Source organism: Phenylobacterium sp. (assembly GCF_041691455.1).
In the GTDB taxonomy this organism is placed as follows: Bacteria; Pseudomonadota; Alphaproteobacteria; order Caulobacterales; family Caulobacteraceae; genus Phenylobacterium.
In genome coordinates, this window is sequence record NZ_JBEPUO010000002.1 from 385,196 (window position 1) to 401,711 (window position 16,516).

Genomic DNA, 16,516 nt, shown 5'->3' on the forward strand with positions numbered 1-16,516 from the left:
CCGGGCGAGCTACCGCATTCCGGGGCCATGGCCGTCTATACCGACATCACCGACGAGGAGGTGGCAGGGCTGCTGGCCGACTTCGACCTGGGCCAGGCGCTCAGCCTGAAGGGCGTCGCCGAGGGGGTGGAGAATTCCAACTTCCTGCTGGAGACCGAGCAGGGGCGGTTCTTCCTGACGGTCTATGAGCGCCGGGTGCGGGCGGCCGACCTGCCGTTCTTCCTGGAGCTGCTGCGCTGGCTGGCCGAGCACGGCTTTCCGAGCGCCCGGCCGATCGCCGACCGCAACGGCGAACTGCTGAAGACCGTGCGCGGCAAGCCCTGCGCCATCGTCTCGTTCCTCTCCGGCCTCTCGGTCCGCCGGCCCACCGCCGCCCATTGCCGCGAGGCCGGCGCGGGGCTCGCCGAGCTGCACCTGGCGGCGCAGGGTTTCCCGCTGGCGCGGGCCAACGACCTCGGCCAGGCGGCCTGGGCGCCGCTCTTCAAGGACCTGACCGACGCGGCCGAGAACCTCAAGCCGGGCCTGGCGAAGACCATATCGTCCGATCTCGAACTATTGGCTGCGAGCTGGCCGGGCGCGCTTCCGGAAGGGGTCATCCACGCCGACTACTTCCCCGACAACGTGTTCTTCGCGCAGGGAAAATTCGCCGGGGCCATCGACTTCTACTTCGCCTGCGTCGACGCGCTCGCCTACGATATCGCCGTGGGGCTGAACGCCTGGTGCTTCGAGCCGGACGGCAGTTTCAACATCACCTCGGCGCGGCAGCTCGTGGCCGGCTACGAGAGCCGCAGGCCCTTGTCCGATCTCGAACGATCGGCCCTGCCGGTGCTGGCGCACGGGGCGGCCATGCGCTTCTTCCTGACCCGGCTGGCCGACTGGGGGGCGACGCCGGAAGGCGCCCTGGTGCGGCCGAAGGACCCGCTGGAATACGAGCGCAAGCTCGCCGTCCACCGCGCCTCGCCGGACCTGGTGCTGTTCGGAGCGGCCGGATGACGCCGCAGGTGGTGATCCACACCGACGGCGCGTGTTCCGGTAATCCGGGGCCCGGCGGCTGGGGCGCGATCCTGCAGTCGGGCGGCAAGACGCGGGAGCTGAAGGGCGGGGAGCCGGCCACCACCAACAACCGCATGGAGCTGATGGCGGCGATCCAGGCGCTGGAGGCGCTGACCAAGCCCTGCAAGGTCGAGCTGCACACCGACAGCCAGTACGTGATGAAGGGTATTTCGGAGTGGATCCACAACTGGAAGCGGCGCGGCTGGCTGACCGCCGACAAGAAGCCGGTGAAGAATGACGACCTCTGGAAGCGGCTCGATACCGCGCGCCTGCGCCACGAGGTCGCCTGGCGCTGGGTGAAGGGCCACGCGGGCCACGAACTCAACGAGCGCGCCGACCAGCTGGCGCGCGAGGGGATGCTGGAGACGCTGGAGGCGGCGAGGGCCGGCTAGGGCCTTCCCGGCACGCGCGGAAAGGCGCGGGCGCCCTCCGGCACCATATGGAAATCGTGCTTGTCCTCGGTCCAGACCACCAGGCTGGGCCCCTCGAAGACCGCGGGATCGTCCAACGCGCCGACCTTGACGATGAGGCCGCCGGGGGCCCTGGGCGAACGGGCGGCGATGTGCACGCCGCAGTCGCCGCAGAACTCCCGGGTCGGGGCGTCGGCGGCCTCCGGATGGGTGAAGCGGCGGGGCTCGCCACGCGAATAGCGGAAGCCGTCAGCCTCCAGCCCTATGAACAGGTTTCCGGCGCCTCCGGAAATCTTCTGGCAGGTCCGGCAGAGGCAGAGGCCTCGCATGCGGATCTCCCCCTCGGCCTCAAATCTCAAGGCTCCGCAGTAACACCCGCCGGTCAGCACCATGGCGACACTCCTCCGCTGCCGAAGTCTGCCGAAACCAAACCGCCGCCGCCATTCTTGAACGTAGTTGGTTTGGGGCCATGTTCAGCAAGAGGGGCGGAGGCGGCGAGGGCCGGCTAGGCCTTGGTCTGCACCGCGGCGGCGATGTCGGTGGCGAAGGTCCCGGTCATACCCTCGATCGCGGTGTTGGTCATGATGACCACGCTGAGCTTGCGCGCCGGATCGACGAACCAGCTGTGGCCGTAGACGCCGCCCCAGAGCCAGACGCCCTTGGAGTGGACCGAGGCCGAGAGCGCCGGGTCGAGGTGGACCGCGCCGCCGAAGCCGAAGCCCCAGCCTGGGCCGTTGGTGACGATGGCGAGGTCGCCGGTCTGGTTGCTCATCATCTGCCGCGCGCTGTCGGCGCCGACCACCCCGCCGCCGCCGGTGCGGATCGCTTCCAGGAAGCTGAGGAACTCCGGCGCCGTCCCGACCATGCCCGCCCCGCCGCAGGGGAAGGACCTGGGATCGAACGCCCGGCCCGGCGCGAAGCGGATGCCGGAGAGGCCGAAGAAGGGGACGGTGCAGGCCTCGCCCATCTCGACGGGCGGCGAACCGTCCGCATACGGAACGGCGAGGCGCGCGGGGTCGGTGACCGTAAAGCCGGTGTCGGCCATCCCGAGCGGGCGCGTGACCCGCTCGGCCACCACCTGCGGCAGGGACTTGGCCGCAGCCTGCTCGATGGCGGCGCCCAGCACGTCCATGGACACCGAATAGAGCCAGGCGGCGCCCGGGGGATAGAAGAGGCCGGCCTCCACCACGCGCGGGAGCTCCTCGCCGAACGTGAGGCCCGGCTGGTCCATGCCGTCGGAGACCTTGAGGCGCAGGTAGGGCCCGTCGTCCGGCTGCATGAAGCCGTAGGAGAGGCCGGCGGTGTGGGTCAGCAGCTGGCGGACGGTGATCGGCGGGGCCTTGCCCTCGTACCGCGGCTGGAAACCGGGCAGCCAGCGGGTCACCGGGTCGTCGAGGCCGATCACGCCGTCCTCGACCAGGCCGAGCGCCGCGGCGGTGACGATCGGCTTGGTCAGCGAGGCCATGCGGAAGATCGTGTCGGGCGTCATGGCGCGGCCGGCCGTGCGGTCGGCCAGCCCCGCGGCGCGGGCGTAGACGGTCTCGCCGTCCTCAGCCACCAGGACGATCCCGCCGACGATCCGCTGGTCGGCCAGCGCCCGGTCGATGGCGGCGTCGAGGCGGCCGGCGAGGCCGGCGTCCGAGGGCTGGGTCATGGTCGCTCCGTGGCTTTCGTCGCGCCTAAGGGACATAGGCGGCGGCCAAAGGTCAAACACCGGGGTGCAGGGGCGATTTAGTTCGATCTCGAACTTGATGTTCGGTTTCGAATGGCCTAGCCTGTTCGGATTCGAACGATGGAGGCCGCCATGGCCGCCGAACCGGAAGACCATCCCGACGTCCAGGTCCTGGACGAAATCCGCTACATCGAACATCTGGTGCGTACGGCCATCGCGCGCAAGCTCCCGGTCGGCCTGACCTATCCGCAATTCGAGGTGATGAACCATCTTTCGCGCCGCGGCGACGGGATCACGCCGCTGGAGATCGCCCGCGCCCTGCAGATGACCAAGAACGGTCTGACCAACACCTTGCAGCGGCTGCACGCCCGCGAGCTGGTCCGCGTGGAGCACTGCTCCTCGGACCTGCGGCGCAAGCGCATCTGGCTGACCGCCGACGGGCGGCAATGCTACGCCCAGTCGATGGCCGCCATCCGCCCGAAGATGGAAGACCTGCGCGACGGCTTCACCCAGAAGGAGTTCCGCGAGGTCCTGCCCTTCCTGAAGGCGCTGCGCACCTGGCTGGGCGAGAAGCCGTAAGCCAGGCAGCCTAGGGCGCGGCGAGGAAGCCGGTGATCGCCGCGACGGTGGCGGCCGGCTGCTCCTCCATGAGCCAGTGGCCGGAATTCTGGACGACGGCGCTCTTCACATTGGCGGCGGCGAAGCCGATCTCGGTGGCGAGGCTCGCGCCATAGGAGGCGCTGCCGCCGATCGCCAGGACCGGCATGGTGAGCTTGCCGCGCGCCACGAACGCCTGGTTGTCGACGCCGTCCGCCGGGAAGGCCACGAACTGCTCCAGCGCGTCATGCATGGCGTGCGGCCGCGCATAGAGCACCGCGTAGTGACGCCGCGTGGCCACGTCGATGCGCTTCGGGTCGGCCGACAGCTCGTTGTAGAACCGGTCGAGGAAGATCCGCTCGCGGCCCTTCACCAGCCGCTCCTCGTCGGGGCCGTGGAAGTTGAAGTGCCAGGTCTTGGGGTTCTTGAGCTGGTCGTCCCAGTGGCCGAGGCCGGGCAGGGGCGCGTCCATCACCACCCACCGGGTCACCCGGTCCGGCTGCTGGGCGGCCAGCGCATAGCCCACCATGTTGCCGATGTCGTGGGTCACCAGGTCGAAGCGGCGGACCTGCAGCCGGTCGAGCAGCCGCAGCATGTCGGCGCCCTGGGACTTCTTGTCGTAGCCGTGGTCGGGGTGGGACGAGAGGCCCATGCCACGCAGGTCGGGCACGATCACGGTGTGGTCGGCGACCATGACGGCGGCCAGCGGGGCCCACATGTCGCCGGAGTCGCCGAAGCCGTGCAGCATCAGGACGGCCGGACCATGGCCGCCGACCCGCACATGCAGGGTGACCCCGTCGAGGCGAACGTCCTGGGTCTTGAAGCTTGCCGGGAACGGCTGGACGGCCGCGGCGGCCGGCGCGGCGAAGCAGGCCGCGGCAAGGATGGCGAGAACGGAACGGATCATGGCGGCCCCCGGGGGTAAGTCAGTCGCTCGCCGCGCTATTGGCGGTGGGCGAAGGAAATCGGATATGCGCCCTGTCGCACGCCCAGCATAGGGTCGGCCGCTTCGATGCCGGCGGGGACGGCGAGCGGCGGGAAGGTCGTCGCGCGGTCGGTCGCGACCGGATCCGGCGCCATGCGGTCGAGCCGGATCACGCCCAGCTTCACCAGCCGGCGGCCCTCCGGCCAGGCCACCGAGGGGTCGGCGATGACGTCGCCCGCCTCGGCGACCTGGGCGTACCACTCGAAGGCGATCGGCCCCTTGGCCAGGCGCTGCGGCAGTTCGCTCTGCAGGTAGTCCGGGCCCTTGGCCGCCAGGTCGGCGGGCGACAGCAGGGCCTCGCCGCCAAGGGGAATGAAGCGGTAGCGGACGAAACGGCGGGCGCCGTCCGGGCCGGTGAAGGCGAAGGCGTTGACGCCGAAATAGCTCAACGTCGCATAGCTCTGCGGCGCCGGCTTCTGGGTGGTCAGGAAGGTCTTCGCGATGGGGTGGCCGGCCAGGAACCGGTCGAGCGCCGTGGGCTTGGCCGCGGTGGGGCCGCTGACCGGGATGGCCAGCAGCAGCTCGCGGAACTCCGCCGAGGTCGCGGTCGGAAAGCCGTTGAAGCTGTGGCTCACGACATTGGCCTTGGACCCATCGACCAGCGTGAACTGCAGCGCCAGTCCCCGCGGATTGGCCTCGGGCGCCACATCGGGGATGTCGGGTATGCCGGTGAAGTCGGAGAAGCGCGCCAGGAGCGGGCGGGGGCCGGCCGAGAACAGGGTCGCCTTGGACAGGCGGGCCGCCGCCGCCGTGGGCTCGAAGGTCCCGACCGCCATGACGCCCTTGGCGTGGACGGCGCGGACGTGGTGATCGCCGAAGGCGGTGTGCAGGGCGTCCACCATGGCCCCCGGCGCGGGCTGGGGCGGCGCGGGTTCGGCGGCGAAGGCGATGCCCGCCGCGGCGATGGCGGTCAGGCCCGCGGCGGCCAGGGCGATGCGGTGACGTGTCATGGGAAGGCTCCTCTCGTGCGGGCCACATCGGCGGTGGCGAACTTCAGCGGACGATCTCAACGACCGGCCTTCGGCGATTGCCGGTTCTGTCGCCGGCTGGAAGAATCTTGCGGATTTCCGCGCGCTAGTGCAGCGCGGGCCCGCGGTCGCGGCGCCACATCGCCGGCGTCGTCCCGGCCATCTGGCAGAAGACCCGGGTAAAATGGCTCTGGTCGGCGAAGCCGCAGGCGAGCGCGATTTCGCTCAGCGACAGGCCGGTGCGGCAGAGGAGGTCCTTGGCGCGCTCGACGCGGCGGTGCAGCAGCCAGCGGTGCGGCGGCAGGCCGGTCGAGATGCGGAAGGCCCGGGCGAAGTAGCTGACCGAGAGGCCGCAGGCCTGGGCCATGTCCCGCAACGACACCTTCTCGTCGAGGCGGCCGGCCATCATCTCCCGGGCCCGGTTGAGCTGCCAACCGGCGAGGCCCACGGGACCCGGCGGCCGGGGCCGGCGGCCATGGCGGTCGGCGGCGTGGCCGTAGCGGTGCGCCACGTGGGCGGCGAGCGCGTGGAGCACGTGGTCCAGGAAAACCCCGCTGGCGGCGCCGGGCGTGCTGAAAGCCGGCCGCACCGCCGCGGCCAGGTGGCGGATGGCCGGGTCGCGCAAGGGGGCGGCGAGATCGTAGCGCAGGTCTTCGATGGCCGGCGCGCCGTCCCATTCGGCGGCCTCGTTCATGGCCGTCCGGGGTACGTAGAACTGCAGTGAATGATAGGGGCCGCGGATGAACACCGTCGGGTCCCGGCGCAGGTCGTAGAAGCAGGTCTCGCCCGGCGTGAAGGGCGGTGAGGGCGCGGGCCGGCCGGCGAACCACATCTCGTGATCCGACGGCGAAAGCTGAACGCCCACCAGGAAGGCGTCGTCATGGGCCATGCTGGCGGTGGGGACGGCGGTCGGCACGTCGGAGATCAGCTCGGTCACCGCCAGGCTGCCGCTGGCGAGCGAGCGGCTCACATGGACGCGGAGGTTCGACAGCCCGAACCGGGCCCCAAGCGCGCCTCCGACCTGGGAATCTGCCTCTGACACGGGCCCGACCCTTTTGCCCAACCTGGCGCCAGACTAGCAGTCCGCCGGCGGGGCGCCGAGACGTCGCACGCGGCTCGGACGCGTCGGACAGCGGACTGCACAGATCTTGAGCTTGTCCGCTAGGCGCCGACCGCCAGACGCGCCGCCCGGGCGGCCTGCATCTCCAGGGCCTCTCCGATGCCGCCGATCAGGGCCGCGGCCGTGACCGGCTTGGCCAGGTGCAGGTCGGCGCCGGCGTCCAGGGCGTCCAGGCGGTGTTGCGCCATGGCGTTGGCGCTCAACATCACGATCGGGGTGCGCGGGGCTCCTCCGAGGCTCTCCTCGTCTCGCCGAATGGCGCGGGTGGCGGCGAGGCCATCCATCACCGGCATCTGGGTGTCCATCAGCACCAGGTCGAAGGCGCCGGTCCGCATGGCCTCGACCGCCTCGGCGCCGTTCTCCACGATGGTGATCTCCGCGCCATAGGGCGCGAGGATCAACTGGACCACCTTCTGATTGGTGGGATGGTCCTCGGCCAGCAGGATGCGCAGGGGCGCCGCGCGGTCGGCCATCTGCTGGGCGCTCGCCAGAGCCGCGTCGGGCCGCACGGCGGTCAGGCCGGCGTCATAGGCCTCCAGGGCCTGGTTGCGCGGCAGCGGGACCGTGACCCGGAACCGGCTGCCGCGCCCAGCCGTGGATTGGGCGGTTATCTCGCCGCCCATCATCTCCACCAGCGCCTTGCTGATCGACAGGCCGAGGCCCGTGCCGCCGAAACGGCGGGTGATCGTGGTGTCGGCCTGGCTGAACCGCTGGAACAGGCCCGCCGCGGCCGCGGAGTCGAAGCCGACGCCTGTGTCGCTCACCTCGAAGGTCACACGGCACGGCTGGCCGGGCCCGCCGGGGTCCTCGGCATCGATCGTCAGGCGGACCTCGCCCGCGGCGGTAAATTTGACGGCGTTGGAGAGCAGGTTGCCCAGCACCTGCTTGATGCGGGTGCTGTCGCCGTGGAATTCGCCCCGCGCCCGCGGACCGAAGCCGGCTCGGAACGACAGGTTCTTCTCCTGGGCCCGAACCTGATGCAGGTCGATCAGGCTGGCGAACTCGTCCTGCAGGTCGAAGACCCGCTGCTCGATCTCCAGCCGTCCCGCCTCGATCTTGGAGATGTCCAGGATATCGGACACCAGCCGCTCCAGCGTCACCCCCGAGCTTTCGATCAGGGCCACCATCTCACGCTGGGCCGGCGTCAGCTCGGTGCGGCCCAACGCGTCGACCACGCCGATCACGCCGTTCAACGGCGTGCGGATCTCGTGGCTCATATTGGCGAGGAAGTCGCTCTTCGCCTGGTTGGCCGCCTCGGCCGCCTGTTTGGCGGCGCTCATCTCCGCCTCGAGGGCCAGCCGCTCGGTGACGTCGCGGGCGACGCCGAACACCATGTCGCCGACCCGCCGCGCGCGCCATTCCAGATGCCTGTAGCGCCCGTCGCGATGCCGGTAGCGATTGACGAAGCCCATGACCTCGTCCTCGACGCGCATGCGTTCCATGTGGCCGTGCGTCTCGCCGATATCGTCCGGATGGACCAGCGGCAGCATGGACGCGCCTTCCAGCTCGGCGATCGAATAGCCGAGCACCTTTTCCCAGGCCCGGTTCACCCTGACGAACTTGAAGTCGCTGTCGCGGATGCAGAGCATGTCCAGCGAGACCTCGAAGAAGGTCGTGAAGTTGCTGGCGGTGTCCTTTTCGATCTGGACCGCGGCGAGCGCCCGGGCCTGGCTCCTGGCCAGTTCGTCCTGCTCGCGCTGGCGCAGGATGGCGATGGCCGCCAATTCGGCCGCCGACTCGATGAAGCCGATGTCCTCCGCGCCGGGCGCGCTGACCTGGCGGTGGTAGATGGCGAGGGCGCCCAGGACTTCGCCGGCGGACCCGTGGATCGGCTGGGACCAGCAGGCGCGCAGCCCGGCCGCGGCGGCCAGGTCCTTGAAGTCCGCCCACAGGGGATCGGTCCGGATGTCCTCGACGATCACGCGCCGACCGAGGAACACCGCCGTGCCGCAGGATCCGGCGTTCGGCCCGATCTCCAGACCCTCGATCGCCGCATTGTAGTCGACCGGGAGGCTGGAGCCGGCGCCGAGGGTCAGCCGGCGCCCGGAGTCGTCGAGCAAGAGGATGCTGCACAGGGTGTCGGGCGCCTCGGCCTCCACCGACAGGGCCACGGCGTCCAGGATGACGGCCAGCTGATTGCCGGCGGCCATGAGGGCCATGGTGCGGCGGAACGTCGAGTGCGCAGACGTTCGGCTCATGGCCGTAAGCAACTCCGGAACAACTGAATCCGCGCCAAGGATAGCGGCCCATCCTGGCGATAGCGTTAATGGCGTCCCGGCTTCCGGCGCGCAGCCGCACCGCCGACCTAGGGCTGGTCGGCGTAGATCTTGACCAGCTTGTAGAGGAAGTCGCGGCCTTCATAGAGCGAGGTGACGCCCAGGCGCTCGTTGAGGCCGTGGATGCGGCCGAGGTCGGGCTCGTAGAAGATGCCGGAGACCCCGTAGGTCGGGATGCCCACCGCGGTCAGCGCGATGCCGTCGGTGGCGCCGGCCTGCAGGATCGGCACCACCGGGATGCCCGGCCACATCTCGGCGCTGAGCTTCTCGATCGGCCCCAGGACCTGCGGCGTCAGCGGCGGGGCGGGCGCGTTGGCCTCGCCGCGCGAGACGACGACCTTGGAAACCGAGACGGCCGGGTCGGCGATCAGCTTGACCAGGGTGTCGCGCACGGTCTCGCGGCTGACACCCGGGAAGATCCGGCAGTTGATGTTGGCGGTGGCCCGCTGCGGCAGGGCGTTGGCCGCGTGGCCGGCGCTCAGCATGGTGGCCACGCAGGTGGTGCGCAGCATGGTGTGCAGGCCCGGGTCCTTCGACAGGATGGCGTCGGCCCTGGCGTCCTTCGGATTGGCCACCAGGGCGGCCATGGCCGCGCCGACCTCGCCGCCGGTCACCTTGGACATCTTGCCGAGGTATCCCCCGTTGGCGTCGTTGATCATCACCGGGAACTCGTAGCCGCGGATCTTCTCGAGGGCGTCGGCAAGGTGGTAGATGGCGTTGTCCGGCACCGGGCGCGAGGAGTGGCCGCCGGGGTTGGTGACCTCGAGGGTGAAGCTCTGCGAGGTCTTCTCGCCGGCCTCGATGGTGTGGGCGATGCGCTTGCCGTGCTCGTCGAGCTGGCCGCCGGCGCCCTCGTTCAGCGCGAAGGCCGCGTCGATCAGCTCGCGCCGGTTGGCGGCCAGCCACGAGGCGCCGTTGAACGGCCCGCCGCCCTCCTCGCCGCAGGTCAGCGCCATCTTGATGGTGCGTTTCGGCTTGAAGCCCTCGGTCCGGTAGCGGACCAGGCTGTCGACCCAGATCGCGGCCTGGGCTTTGTCGTCCGAGGCGCCGCGGGCGTAGAAGTAGCCGCCCTCCTCGATGAGGGTGAAGGGATCGCGGGTCCAGTCCTCGCGCTTGGCCTCGACCACGTCGAGGTGGGCGAGCAGCAGGATCGCCTTGGCCTTCGGATCCCTGCCCGGATAGACCGCCACCAGGCCGCCGCTCTTGGGAAATTCCGGCGTCGAGAAGATCGTCAGGTCCTTGTCGGGAAAGCCCGCGGCCTTCAGGTGGGCGGCCATCTTCTGGGCAGCCAGCGTGCAGTCGCCGACCGAGGCGGTGGTGTTGGTCTCCACCAGCTCCTTGTAGAGCGCGCGGAAGGCGACCTGGTCGGGCCGCGTCTGGGCCTGAGCGGAGCCCGCAAGGAGAAGCGCGGCGGCGGCGAGCGCGCTGATGAGCCTGGACATTGGTGACCCCCGATAAGTTGGCGGGACTATTTCAGCCGCCGCAGCGCCCGGCAAGCGGGCGTCCTCACGGCGATGGGGTTTGCCCTGACGGCCCGGGGGGTCGAAGATAGGGGGTGAGCGTGCGGGAGAGAATTTTGCGGGACGGCGTTGAACAGACCTTTGCGGAACATCCGCGGCCGAAGCTCACCTATCCCTTCGAGCACGGCCCCAAGACCGGCGAGGCGATCGACGTCGCGCCGGGGCTGAAGTGGCTGCGCATGCCGCTGGGCGGGGCGCTCGCCTTCATCAACGTCTGGGCGATCGACGACGGAGCCGGCTGGGCGATCGTCGACACCGGCATGGGTGGCTCGGCGACCCGCGACGCCTGGCGGGCGGCGTTCCAGGGCCCCCTGGCCGGAAAGCCGGTCAGCCGGGTGTTCGTCACCCACATGCACCCCGACCACATCGGCATGTCCGGCTACCTGACGCGCAAGTTCGACGCGCAGCTGTGGATCACCCGGCTGGAGTTCATGACCTGCCGGTCGCTCGCCGCCGACACCGGGCGCGAGGCGCCGCAGGACGCCATCAACTTCTTCCGCGCCGCCGGCTGGGACGAGGACGCCCTGGAGACCTACCGCGCCCGCTTCGGCGGGTTCGGGCGCGCGCTGCATGCGCTGCCCGACAGCTTCCAGCGCCTGACCGACGGCGACGAGATCCTGATCGGCGACCACTATTGGCGGGTGGTGGTGGGCTCCGGCCACAGCCCCGAGCACGCCTGCCTGTGGTGCCCCGACCTCAACCTGATGATCACCGGCGACCAGGTGCTGCCGAAGATCTCCTCCAACGTCTCGGTCTTCCCGACCGAGCCCAACGGCGACCCGCTGACCGACTGGCTGACCTCGCTGGCGCGGATCAAGACGCGGGTGCCCGACGAGGTGCTGGTGCTGCCGGCCCACAACGATCCGTTCTTCGGCCTGCACGCGCGCATCGACCACCTGATCGGCGGACATGAGCGGGGGCTTGCGCGGCTGAAGGCCCTGATCGCCGAGCCCAAGCGGGTGGTGGATGTCTTCCACGTGCTGTTCCGGCGCAAGATCGACCAGAACCTGCTGGGCCTGGCGACCGGCGAGAGCCTAGCGCACCTGAACTGCCTGATGGCGCGCGGCGAGGCGGTGCGGACGCGGGACGCGAACGGCATCGACTGGTACCGGGCCGCGGCCTAGCGGTGAGGCCGCCGGGTTGATCTCCCTAGCGGCAAGTTCCTAACTGCGTTTCGCGAGCAGGAGACACGCCATGACCGAACATGTTCTGACCGAAACGTCCGGGGGCGTGCTGACCCTGACCCTCAACCGGCCTGAGAAAAAGAACGCGCTGACGCGGGCGATGTACCAGGCGCTGGGCGACGCCATCGACGGGGCGGCGGACGACCGGGATGTGCGCTGCGTGCTGATCCAGGCCAATGGCGACATGTTCACGGCCGGCAACGACCTGGCCGATTTCGCGGCGGTCAACGCCGGCGACACGACGGCCAACCAGGCGCGCGAGAGCGGCAATCCGCTGCTGGCGGCGCTGGGCCGCGCCAAGACCCCGCTGGTCGCCGCCGTGGAGGGCCGCGCGGTGGGCGTCGGCGTGACCATGTTGCTGCACTGCGACCTCGTCTATGTGGCCGAGGACGCGCTCCTGACCACGCCCTTCGTGAACCTGGCGCTGGTGCCCGAGGCGGCGTCGTCGCTGCTGCTGCCGGCCCGCATCGGCCATGCGCGCGCCTTCGCGATGTTCGTGCTGGGCGAGGCCATCGATGGCCGCAAGGCCGAGGCCTGGGGGATCGCCAACGCCGCCCTGCCGGCCGCGGAGGTGCGCGCCAAGGCCCGCGCCGCGGCCGAAGCGGTGGCCGCCCGCCCGGCGTCCTCCGTCGCGCTCACCAAGGGTCTGATGCGCGACGCGCCGGCCATAGCGGAGCAGATGAACAGGGAGGGCCGCCACTTCTCAGCCCAGCTCAAGTCGCCGGAAGCCAAGGAGGCCTTCGCGGCCTTCGCGCAGAAGCGGGCGCCCGACTTCTCGAAGGTGGCCTGAGATGGCCCGCGTCACCTCCGGCCTCAATCCCTACACCGACGCCGCGGTGGTGCTGGAAGGCCGTGACCTTTCCGGCCAGACGGCGATCGTCACCGGCGGCGCTACAGGCATCGGCATCGAGACCGTCCGCGCGCTGGCCGGCGCGGGCGCGCAGGTGACCATCGCGGTGCGCAACCGGGAGGCCGGCGAAAAGGCCGCCGCCGAGATCAACGCCGAGCAGGGCGCGAGCCGGGTCGGCGTCGGCCTGGTGGACCTGTCGAACCTCGCCAGCGTCGCGGCCTTCGTCGAGGCCTGGGGCGGCAAGCCGCTCAACATGCTGATCAACAACGCCGGCGTCATGGCCTGTCCGCAGAGCTACACCGCCGACGACCTGGAGATGCAGGTCGGCACCAATCACTTCGGCCACTATGCCCTGGGCGTGGGCCTCGCGCCGGCGCTGGAGAAGGCGGCCAAGGCCGGCAAGACCGCACGGCTGGTCTCGCTGTCGTCGAGCGGTCACCGGCGCAGCGACGTCAACTGGGACGACATGAACTACCGCACGCGGCCCTACGACAAATGGGAGGCCTACGGCCAGTCGAAGACCGCCAACTCGCTCTTCGCCCTCGGCTTCCACAGGCGGTTCAAGGACCGCGGGATCACGGCCAACGCCGTCATGCCGGGCGGCATCATGACCCCGCTGCAGCGCCACCTGCCGCGCGAGGAGATGATCGCGCTGGGCTGGATGAACGCCGAGGGCGTGGTGGTCGACGGCTTCAAGACCCCGGCCCAGGGCGCCTCGACCAGCGTCTGGGCCGCGGTCGGCGACGAATTGGAAGGCGTCGGCGGCCTCTATCTGGAGAACCTCGCCGAGGCTGAGCCGTTCGTGGCGGGCGGCCGGCTGGGCGTCATGCCGCACGCCCTCAACGCCGATCACGCCGAGCGCCTCTGGGCGATTTCGGAAACGACCACGGGAGTGACGCCATGAGCCTTTCCGGAAAGACCCTGTTCGTCACCGGCGCGAGCCGCGGCATCGGCCTGGCCATCGCGCTGCGCGCCGCCCGCGACGGCGCCAATGTGGCGATCGCCGCCAAGACCGCCGAGCCGCACCCGAAGCTGCCGGGCACCATCTACACCGCCGCCGAGGAGATCGAAGCGGCCGGCGGCAAGGCCCTGCCGCTGATCGTCGACGTGCGGGACGAGGCCTCGGTGATGGCGGCGGTGGAGCGGACGGTCCAGCATTTCGGCGGCCTCGACATCTGCGTGAACAACGCCTCGGCGATCTCGCTCACGGGCACGCTGGCGACCGACATGAAGCGCTATGACCTGATGAACCAGGTGAATGCGCGGGGCACGTTCCTGACGTCCAAGGCCTGCATCCCGCACCTGAAGCGCAGCGCCAATCCGCACGTGCTGATGCTGTCGCCGCCGCTCGACATGACGCCCAAGTGGTTCGCCGGCCACACGGCCTACAGCATGGCGAAGTTCGGGATGAGCATGTGCGTGCTGGGCATGAGCGCCGAGTTCGCGGCCGACGGGATCGCCTTCAACGCGCTCTGGCCGCGCACCGGCATCGCCACGGCGGCGATCCGGTTCGCGCTGGCCGGCGACGAGGGCATGCGCCGCTGCCGCACGGTGGAGATCATGGCCGACGCGGCCCACGCGATCTTCGAGAAGCCGGCCAAGTCGTTCACCGGCAATTTCCTGATCGACGACAGCTTCCTCTACGCCGAGGGCGAGCGGGACTTCGAGAAGTACCGGGTCGATCCCACCCAGCCGCTGATGCCGGACTTCTTCGTGCCGGATTCGAGCCCGCCGCCGCCGGGCGTGAAGATCGGCGATGGGAGCCTCTCGCCCGCATGAACGCGCCCGCCACAACCGTCACCGTCCGGGTCGCCTCGCCGGCCGACATCCCGCTGATCCTGCAGTTCATCCGCGACCTCGCGGAATACGAGCGGCTGCTGCACGCGGTGGAGGTCACCGAGGCCGATATCCGCCGCGACCTGTTCGGCGAGAACCCGCGCTGCTTCTGCGAGATCGCCGAGGCCGGCGGCCAGCCGGTGGGCTTCGCGCTGTGGTTCTACAGCTATTCGACGTTCCGCGGCCGGGCGGGCATCCACCTGGAAGACCTGTTCGTCGTGCCGAGCGCGCGCGGCCTGGGGGCCGGCAAGGCGCTGCTGCGCCGGCTGGCCCAGCGCTGCGTCGAGGCCGATCTCGGCCGGCTGGAATGGGCGGTGCTCAACTGGAACACCGAGGCCATCGAGTTCTACGACAGCCTCGAGGCCGCGGCGATGGACGACTGGACGACGCGGCGCCTCTATGGGGAGGCGTTGACGAGGCTCGCGGAGTCATGAGCGCCCCGCCGAAGACCGTGCTGCACGCCTCGGACGCCGAGGCCGAGGCGATCCGCCGGACGGTGCGGACGGTCGATGTGGCGACGCTCGGCCTCGGCCGCGCGCGCGCCGACCTCAGCCATGTGCCGGGCCTCGTGGCCCTGTTGAGCGACCCACAGGTTTCCGACCCGATCTACGACCTGCCACGGCCGATCGGCGAGGACAGCGTCACCCGCTGGGTGGCCGAGGGCCAGGCCCAGGCGCTGGCGGGCGAGGGGCTGCTGCTGGTGACGCTCGACGCCGACCACACGGTGGCGGGCTATTCCAAGATCTCTGTCTGGCCGGAGCGGTCGTCGGCGGAACTGGCCGGCGCCATGCGCGCCGACGCCCAGAACCGCGGCCAGGGCGGCTCCGGCGCCGCCCACACCTTCGGCTGGATGTTCGAGACCCTGGGCGTGCGGCTGATCGGCCTGACCGCCGCCCTCGACAATGTCCGCTCGGCCAAGCTGATCGAGGCGGCCGGCTTCGTGCCGATGGGCGAGCGCGAAGCCAAGCGGCCCGACGGCACGGTTCGGGTGTCCCGCTACTGGGAGCTGACGCGGGACCAGTGGCGGCAGCGGCACAGGCTGTAGGGCGCCCATCCCTCCTCTTTAGGGGAGGGACGAGTGGGCTAGGCCGGCTGTTTCGCCGGTTGCTGGCTCCCGGCCATCGGCGCGCGGTTCAGGTCGAAGAACTTGGGCGCCATCTTGGGGATCGCTTCCTTGATGATGGAGTCCACCGTCCAGCCTTCGCCTTCCGGCTTCGAGCAGGTCTCGATGGGCCGGGGCTGGGAGTAGAGGATGATGTTCTCGCCCGAGGCGCCGAAGATCTGGCCGGAAACCGATGCGGCGGCCGGCGCGACCATGGCGACGGAGAAGCGGGCCGGCTGGTCGGCGCGGATCTTCTCGGCCATCACCTGGCGGCGGGCGGCGGCGGCTTCGTCCTTGATCGGCACCGACTGGGTCATCCGCGTCCAGGCGACGGGCGCGAGGCAGTTGGCGCGGACGTTGTTGCGGGCGCCTTCCATGGCGATGATCCGGCTCAAGCCGGCGATGCCCATCTTGGCCGCGCCGTAGTTGGCCTGGCCGATGTTGCCGAACAGGCCCGAGGTCGAGGTGAAGAACATGTAGGCGCCGTCGTTCTGTTCGCGGAACAGCTCGATGGTGGCGCGGGCCACGTTGAACGAGCCGCGCATGTGGACCTCGATCACCTGGTCCCAGTCGCGCTCGCTCATCTTGTGGAACATCACGTCGCGTAGGATGCCCGCGGGATTGATGACCGCGTGCAGGCCGCCGAAGGTCTTCTTGGCCAGCTCGACCATGCCGTAGACGGCGTCGAGGTTGGTGACGCTGTCGGAGTTGGAGACGGCTTCGCCGCCAGCGGCGCGGATCTCCTCGCAGACCTTTTCGGCCGGGCCGGCGGAGCCTTCGTCGTCGCCCTTGAGGCCTGCGCCCAGGTCGTTGACCACGACCTTCGCGCCTTCCTGGGCCGCGATCAGGGCGCAGTCGCGCCCGATGCCGTTGCCGCCGCCTGTAACCAGGACCACTTTTCCGTCCAACGCGCCCATCGAAGTATCTCCCTAGATTTATAGGG

The 16,516-nt window shown here is 70.2% G+C and carries 17 protein-coding genes; 9 read left to right on the forward strand and 8 right to left on the reverse strand.

Annotation, left to right across the window (positions count from 1 at the left end; all coding sequences use genetic code 11):
- Positions 1–27: 27 nt before the first annotated feature.
- Both thrB and rnhA read left to right on the forward strand, forming a co-directional pair.
- Positions 28–993: a homoserine kinase gene (gene thrB, locus ACESMY_RS05565; protein WP_372783038.1), complete on the forward strand. Its 966-nt coding sequence runs from the start codon at positions 28–30 to the stop codon at positions 991–993.
- The gene (gene rnhA / locus ACESMY_RS05570) at positions 990–1,445 is read left to right on the forward strand and encodes a ribonuclease HI (protein ID WP_372783040.1); all 456 of its coding nucleotides are present in this window, start codon (positions 990–992) and stop codon (positions 1,443–1,445) included. Before thrB ends, rnhA begins: the two co-directional genes overlap by 4 nt.
- Here rnhA and ACESMY_RS05575 read toward each other — a convergent pair.
- Together ACESMY_RS05575 and ACESMY_RS05580 are read right to left on the reverse strand one after the other, a co-directional pair.
- A complete protein-coding gene (locus tag ACESMY_RS05575) occupies positions 1,442–1,792 on the reverse strand; it encodes a GFA family protein (RefSeq protein WP_372783042.1) in 351 nt (116 codons plus the stop codon). The two genes, rnhA and ACESMY_RS05575, sit on opposite strands and share 4 nt — an antisense overlap.
- Positions 1,793–1,968: 176 nt before the next feature.
- Entirely contained in the window at positions 1,969–3,117 is a 1,149-nt protein-coding gene (locus ACESMY_RS05580; protein ID WP_372783044.1) for a serine hydrolase domain-containing protein, read from the reverse strand.
- Positions 3,118–3,267: 150 nt separating this feature from the next.
- Between ACESMY_RS05580 and ACESMY_RS05585 the strand changes: the two genes are divergently transcribed.
- Positions 3,268–3,714 carry a MarR family winged helix-turn-helix transcriptional regulator gene (locus ACESMY_RS05585; protein WP_372783046.1) on the forward strand — a complete coding sequence of 149 codons (447 nt, stop codon included), beginning with the start codon at positions 3,268–3,270 and terminating at the stop codon, positions 3,712–3,714.
- Between the two features lie 10 nt (positions 3,715–3,724).
- Here ACESMY_RS05585 and ACESMY_RS05590 read toward each other — a convergent pair whose 3' ends face one another.
- The 5 genes from ACESMY_RS05590 to ACESMY_RS05610 all read right to left on the reverse strand — a co-directional run bounded on the left by ACESMY_RS05590 (position 3,725) and on the right by ACESMY_RS05610 (position 10,523).
- Positions 3,725–4,639 carry an alpha/beta fold hydrolase gene (locus tag ACESMY_RS05590; RefSeq protein ID WP_372783048.1) on the reverse strand — a complete coding sequence of 305 codons (915 nt, stop codon included), beginning with the start codon at positions 4,637–4,639 and terminating at the stop codon, positions 3,725–3,727.
- A gap of 35 nt (positions 4,640–4,674) precedes the next feature.
- Positions 4,675–5,667: a catalase family peroxidase gene (locus ACESMY_RS05595; RefSeq protein ID WP_372783050.1), complete on the reverse strand. Its 993-nt coding sequence runs from the start codon at positions 5,665–5,667 to the stop codon at positions 4,675–4,677.
- 124 nt (positions 5,668–5,791) lie between these two features.
- Positions 5,792–6,727 (reverse strand): helix-turn-helix domain-containing protein, encoded by a 936-nt coding sequence (locus ACESMY_RS05600; RefSeq protein ID WP_372783052.1) that lies wholly within the window; start codon positions 6,725–6,727, stop codon positions 5,792–5,794.
- Between the two features lie 119 nt (positions 6,728–6,846).
- Positions 6,847–9,003 (reverse strand): ATP-binding protein, encoded by a 2,157-nt coding sequence (locus ACESMY_RS05605; protein WP_372783054.1) that lies wholly within the window; start codon positions 9,001–9,003, stop codon positions 6,847–6,849.
- Between the two features lie 107 nt (positions 9,004–9,110).
- Complete coding sequence (locus ACESMY_RS05610) at positions 9,111–10,523, reverse strand: M20/M25/M40 family metallo-hydrolase (RefSeq protein ID WP_372783056.1); 1,413 nt, start codon at positions 10,521–10,523, stop codon at positions 9,111–9,113.
- A 134-nt stretch (positions 10,524–10,657) separates the two neighbouring features.
- Here ACESMY_RS05610 and ACESMY_RS05615 point away from each other — a divergent pair, with 134 nt between their 5' ends.
- From ACESMY_RS05615 to ACESMY_RS05640, 6 genes are all read left to right on the forward strand, one after another.
- Entirely contained in the window at positions 10,658–11,725 is a 1,068-nt protein-coding gene (locus ACESMY_RS05615) for an MBL fold metallo-hydrolase (RefSeq protein ID WP_372783057.1), read from the forward strand.
- A gap of 70 nt (positions 11,726–11,795) precedes the next feature.
- Positions 11,796–12,575 (forward strand): enoyl-CoA hydratase-related protein, encoded by a 780-nt coding sequence (locus ACESMY_RS05620; RefSeq protein WP_372783059.1) that lies wholly within the window; start codon positions 11,796–11,798, stop codon positions 12,573–12,575.
- Between the two features lies 1 nt (position 12,576).
- The gene (locus tag ACESMY_RS05625; RefSeq protein ID WP_372783061.1) at positions 12,577–13,539 is read left to right on the forward strand and encodes an oxidoreductase; all 963 of its coding nucleotides are present in this window, start codon (positions 12,577–12,579) and stop codon (positions 13,537–13,539) included.
- The gene (locus ACESMY_RS05630) at positions 13,536–14,414 is read left to right on the forward strand and encodes an SDR family oxidoreductase (RefSeq protein WP_372783063.1); all 879 of its coding nucleotides are present in this window, start codon (positions 13,536–13,538) and stop codon (positions 14,412–14,414) included. Before ACESMY_RS05625 ends, ACESMY_RS05630 begins: the two co-directional genes overlap by 4 nt.
- Entirely contained in the window at positions 14,411–14,905 is a 495-nt protein-coding gene (locus ACESMY_RS05635; protein ID WP_372783065.1) for an N-acetyltransferase family protein, read from the forward strand. Before ACESMY_RS05630 ends, ACESMY_RS05635 begins: the two co-directional genes overlap by 4 nt.
- Positions 14,902–15,516 (forward strand): GNAT family N-acetyltransferase, encoded by a 615-nt coding sequence (locus tag ACESMY_RS05640; RefSeq protein WP_372783067.1) that lies wholly within the window; start codon positions 14,902–14,904, stop codon positions 15,514–15,516. The genes ACESMY_RS05635 and ACESMY_RS05640 overlap by 4 nt, the downstream gene beginning before the upstream one ends.
- Before the next feature lie 38 nt (positions 15,517–15,554).
- Here the strand turns inward: ACESMY_RS05640 and ACESMY_RS05645 are convergent, their stop codons facing one another.
- On the reverse strand, positions 15,555–16,490 hold the full coding sequence (locus tag ACESMY_RS05645; protein WP_372783069.1) for an SDR family NAD(P)-dependent oxidoreductase: 936 nt from the start codon (positions 16,488–16,490) through the stop codon (positions 15,555–15,557).
- Positions 16,491–16,516: the final 26 nt, after the last annotated feature.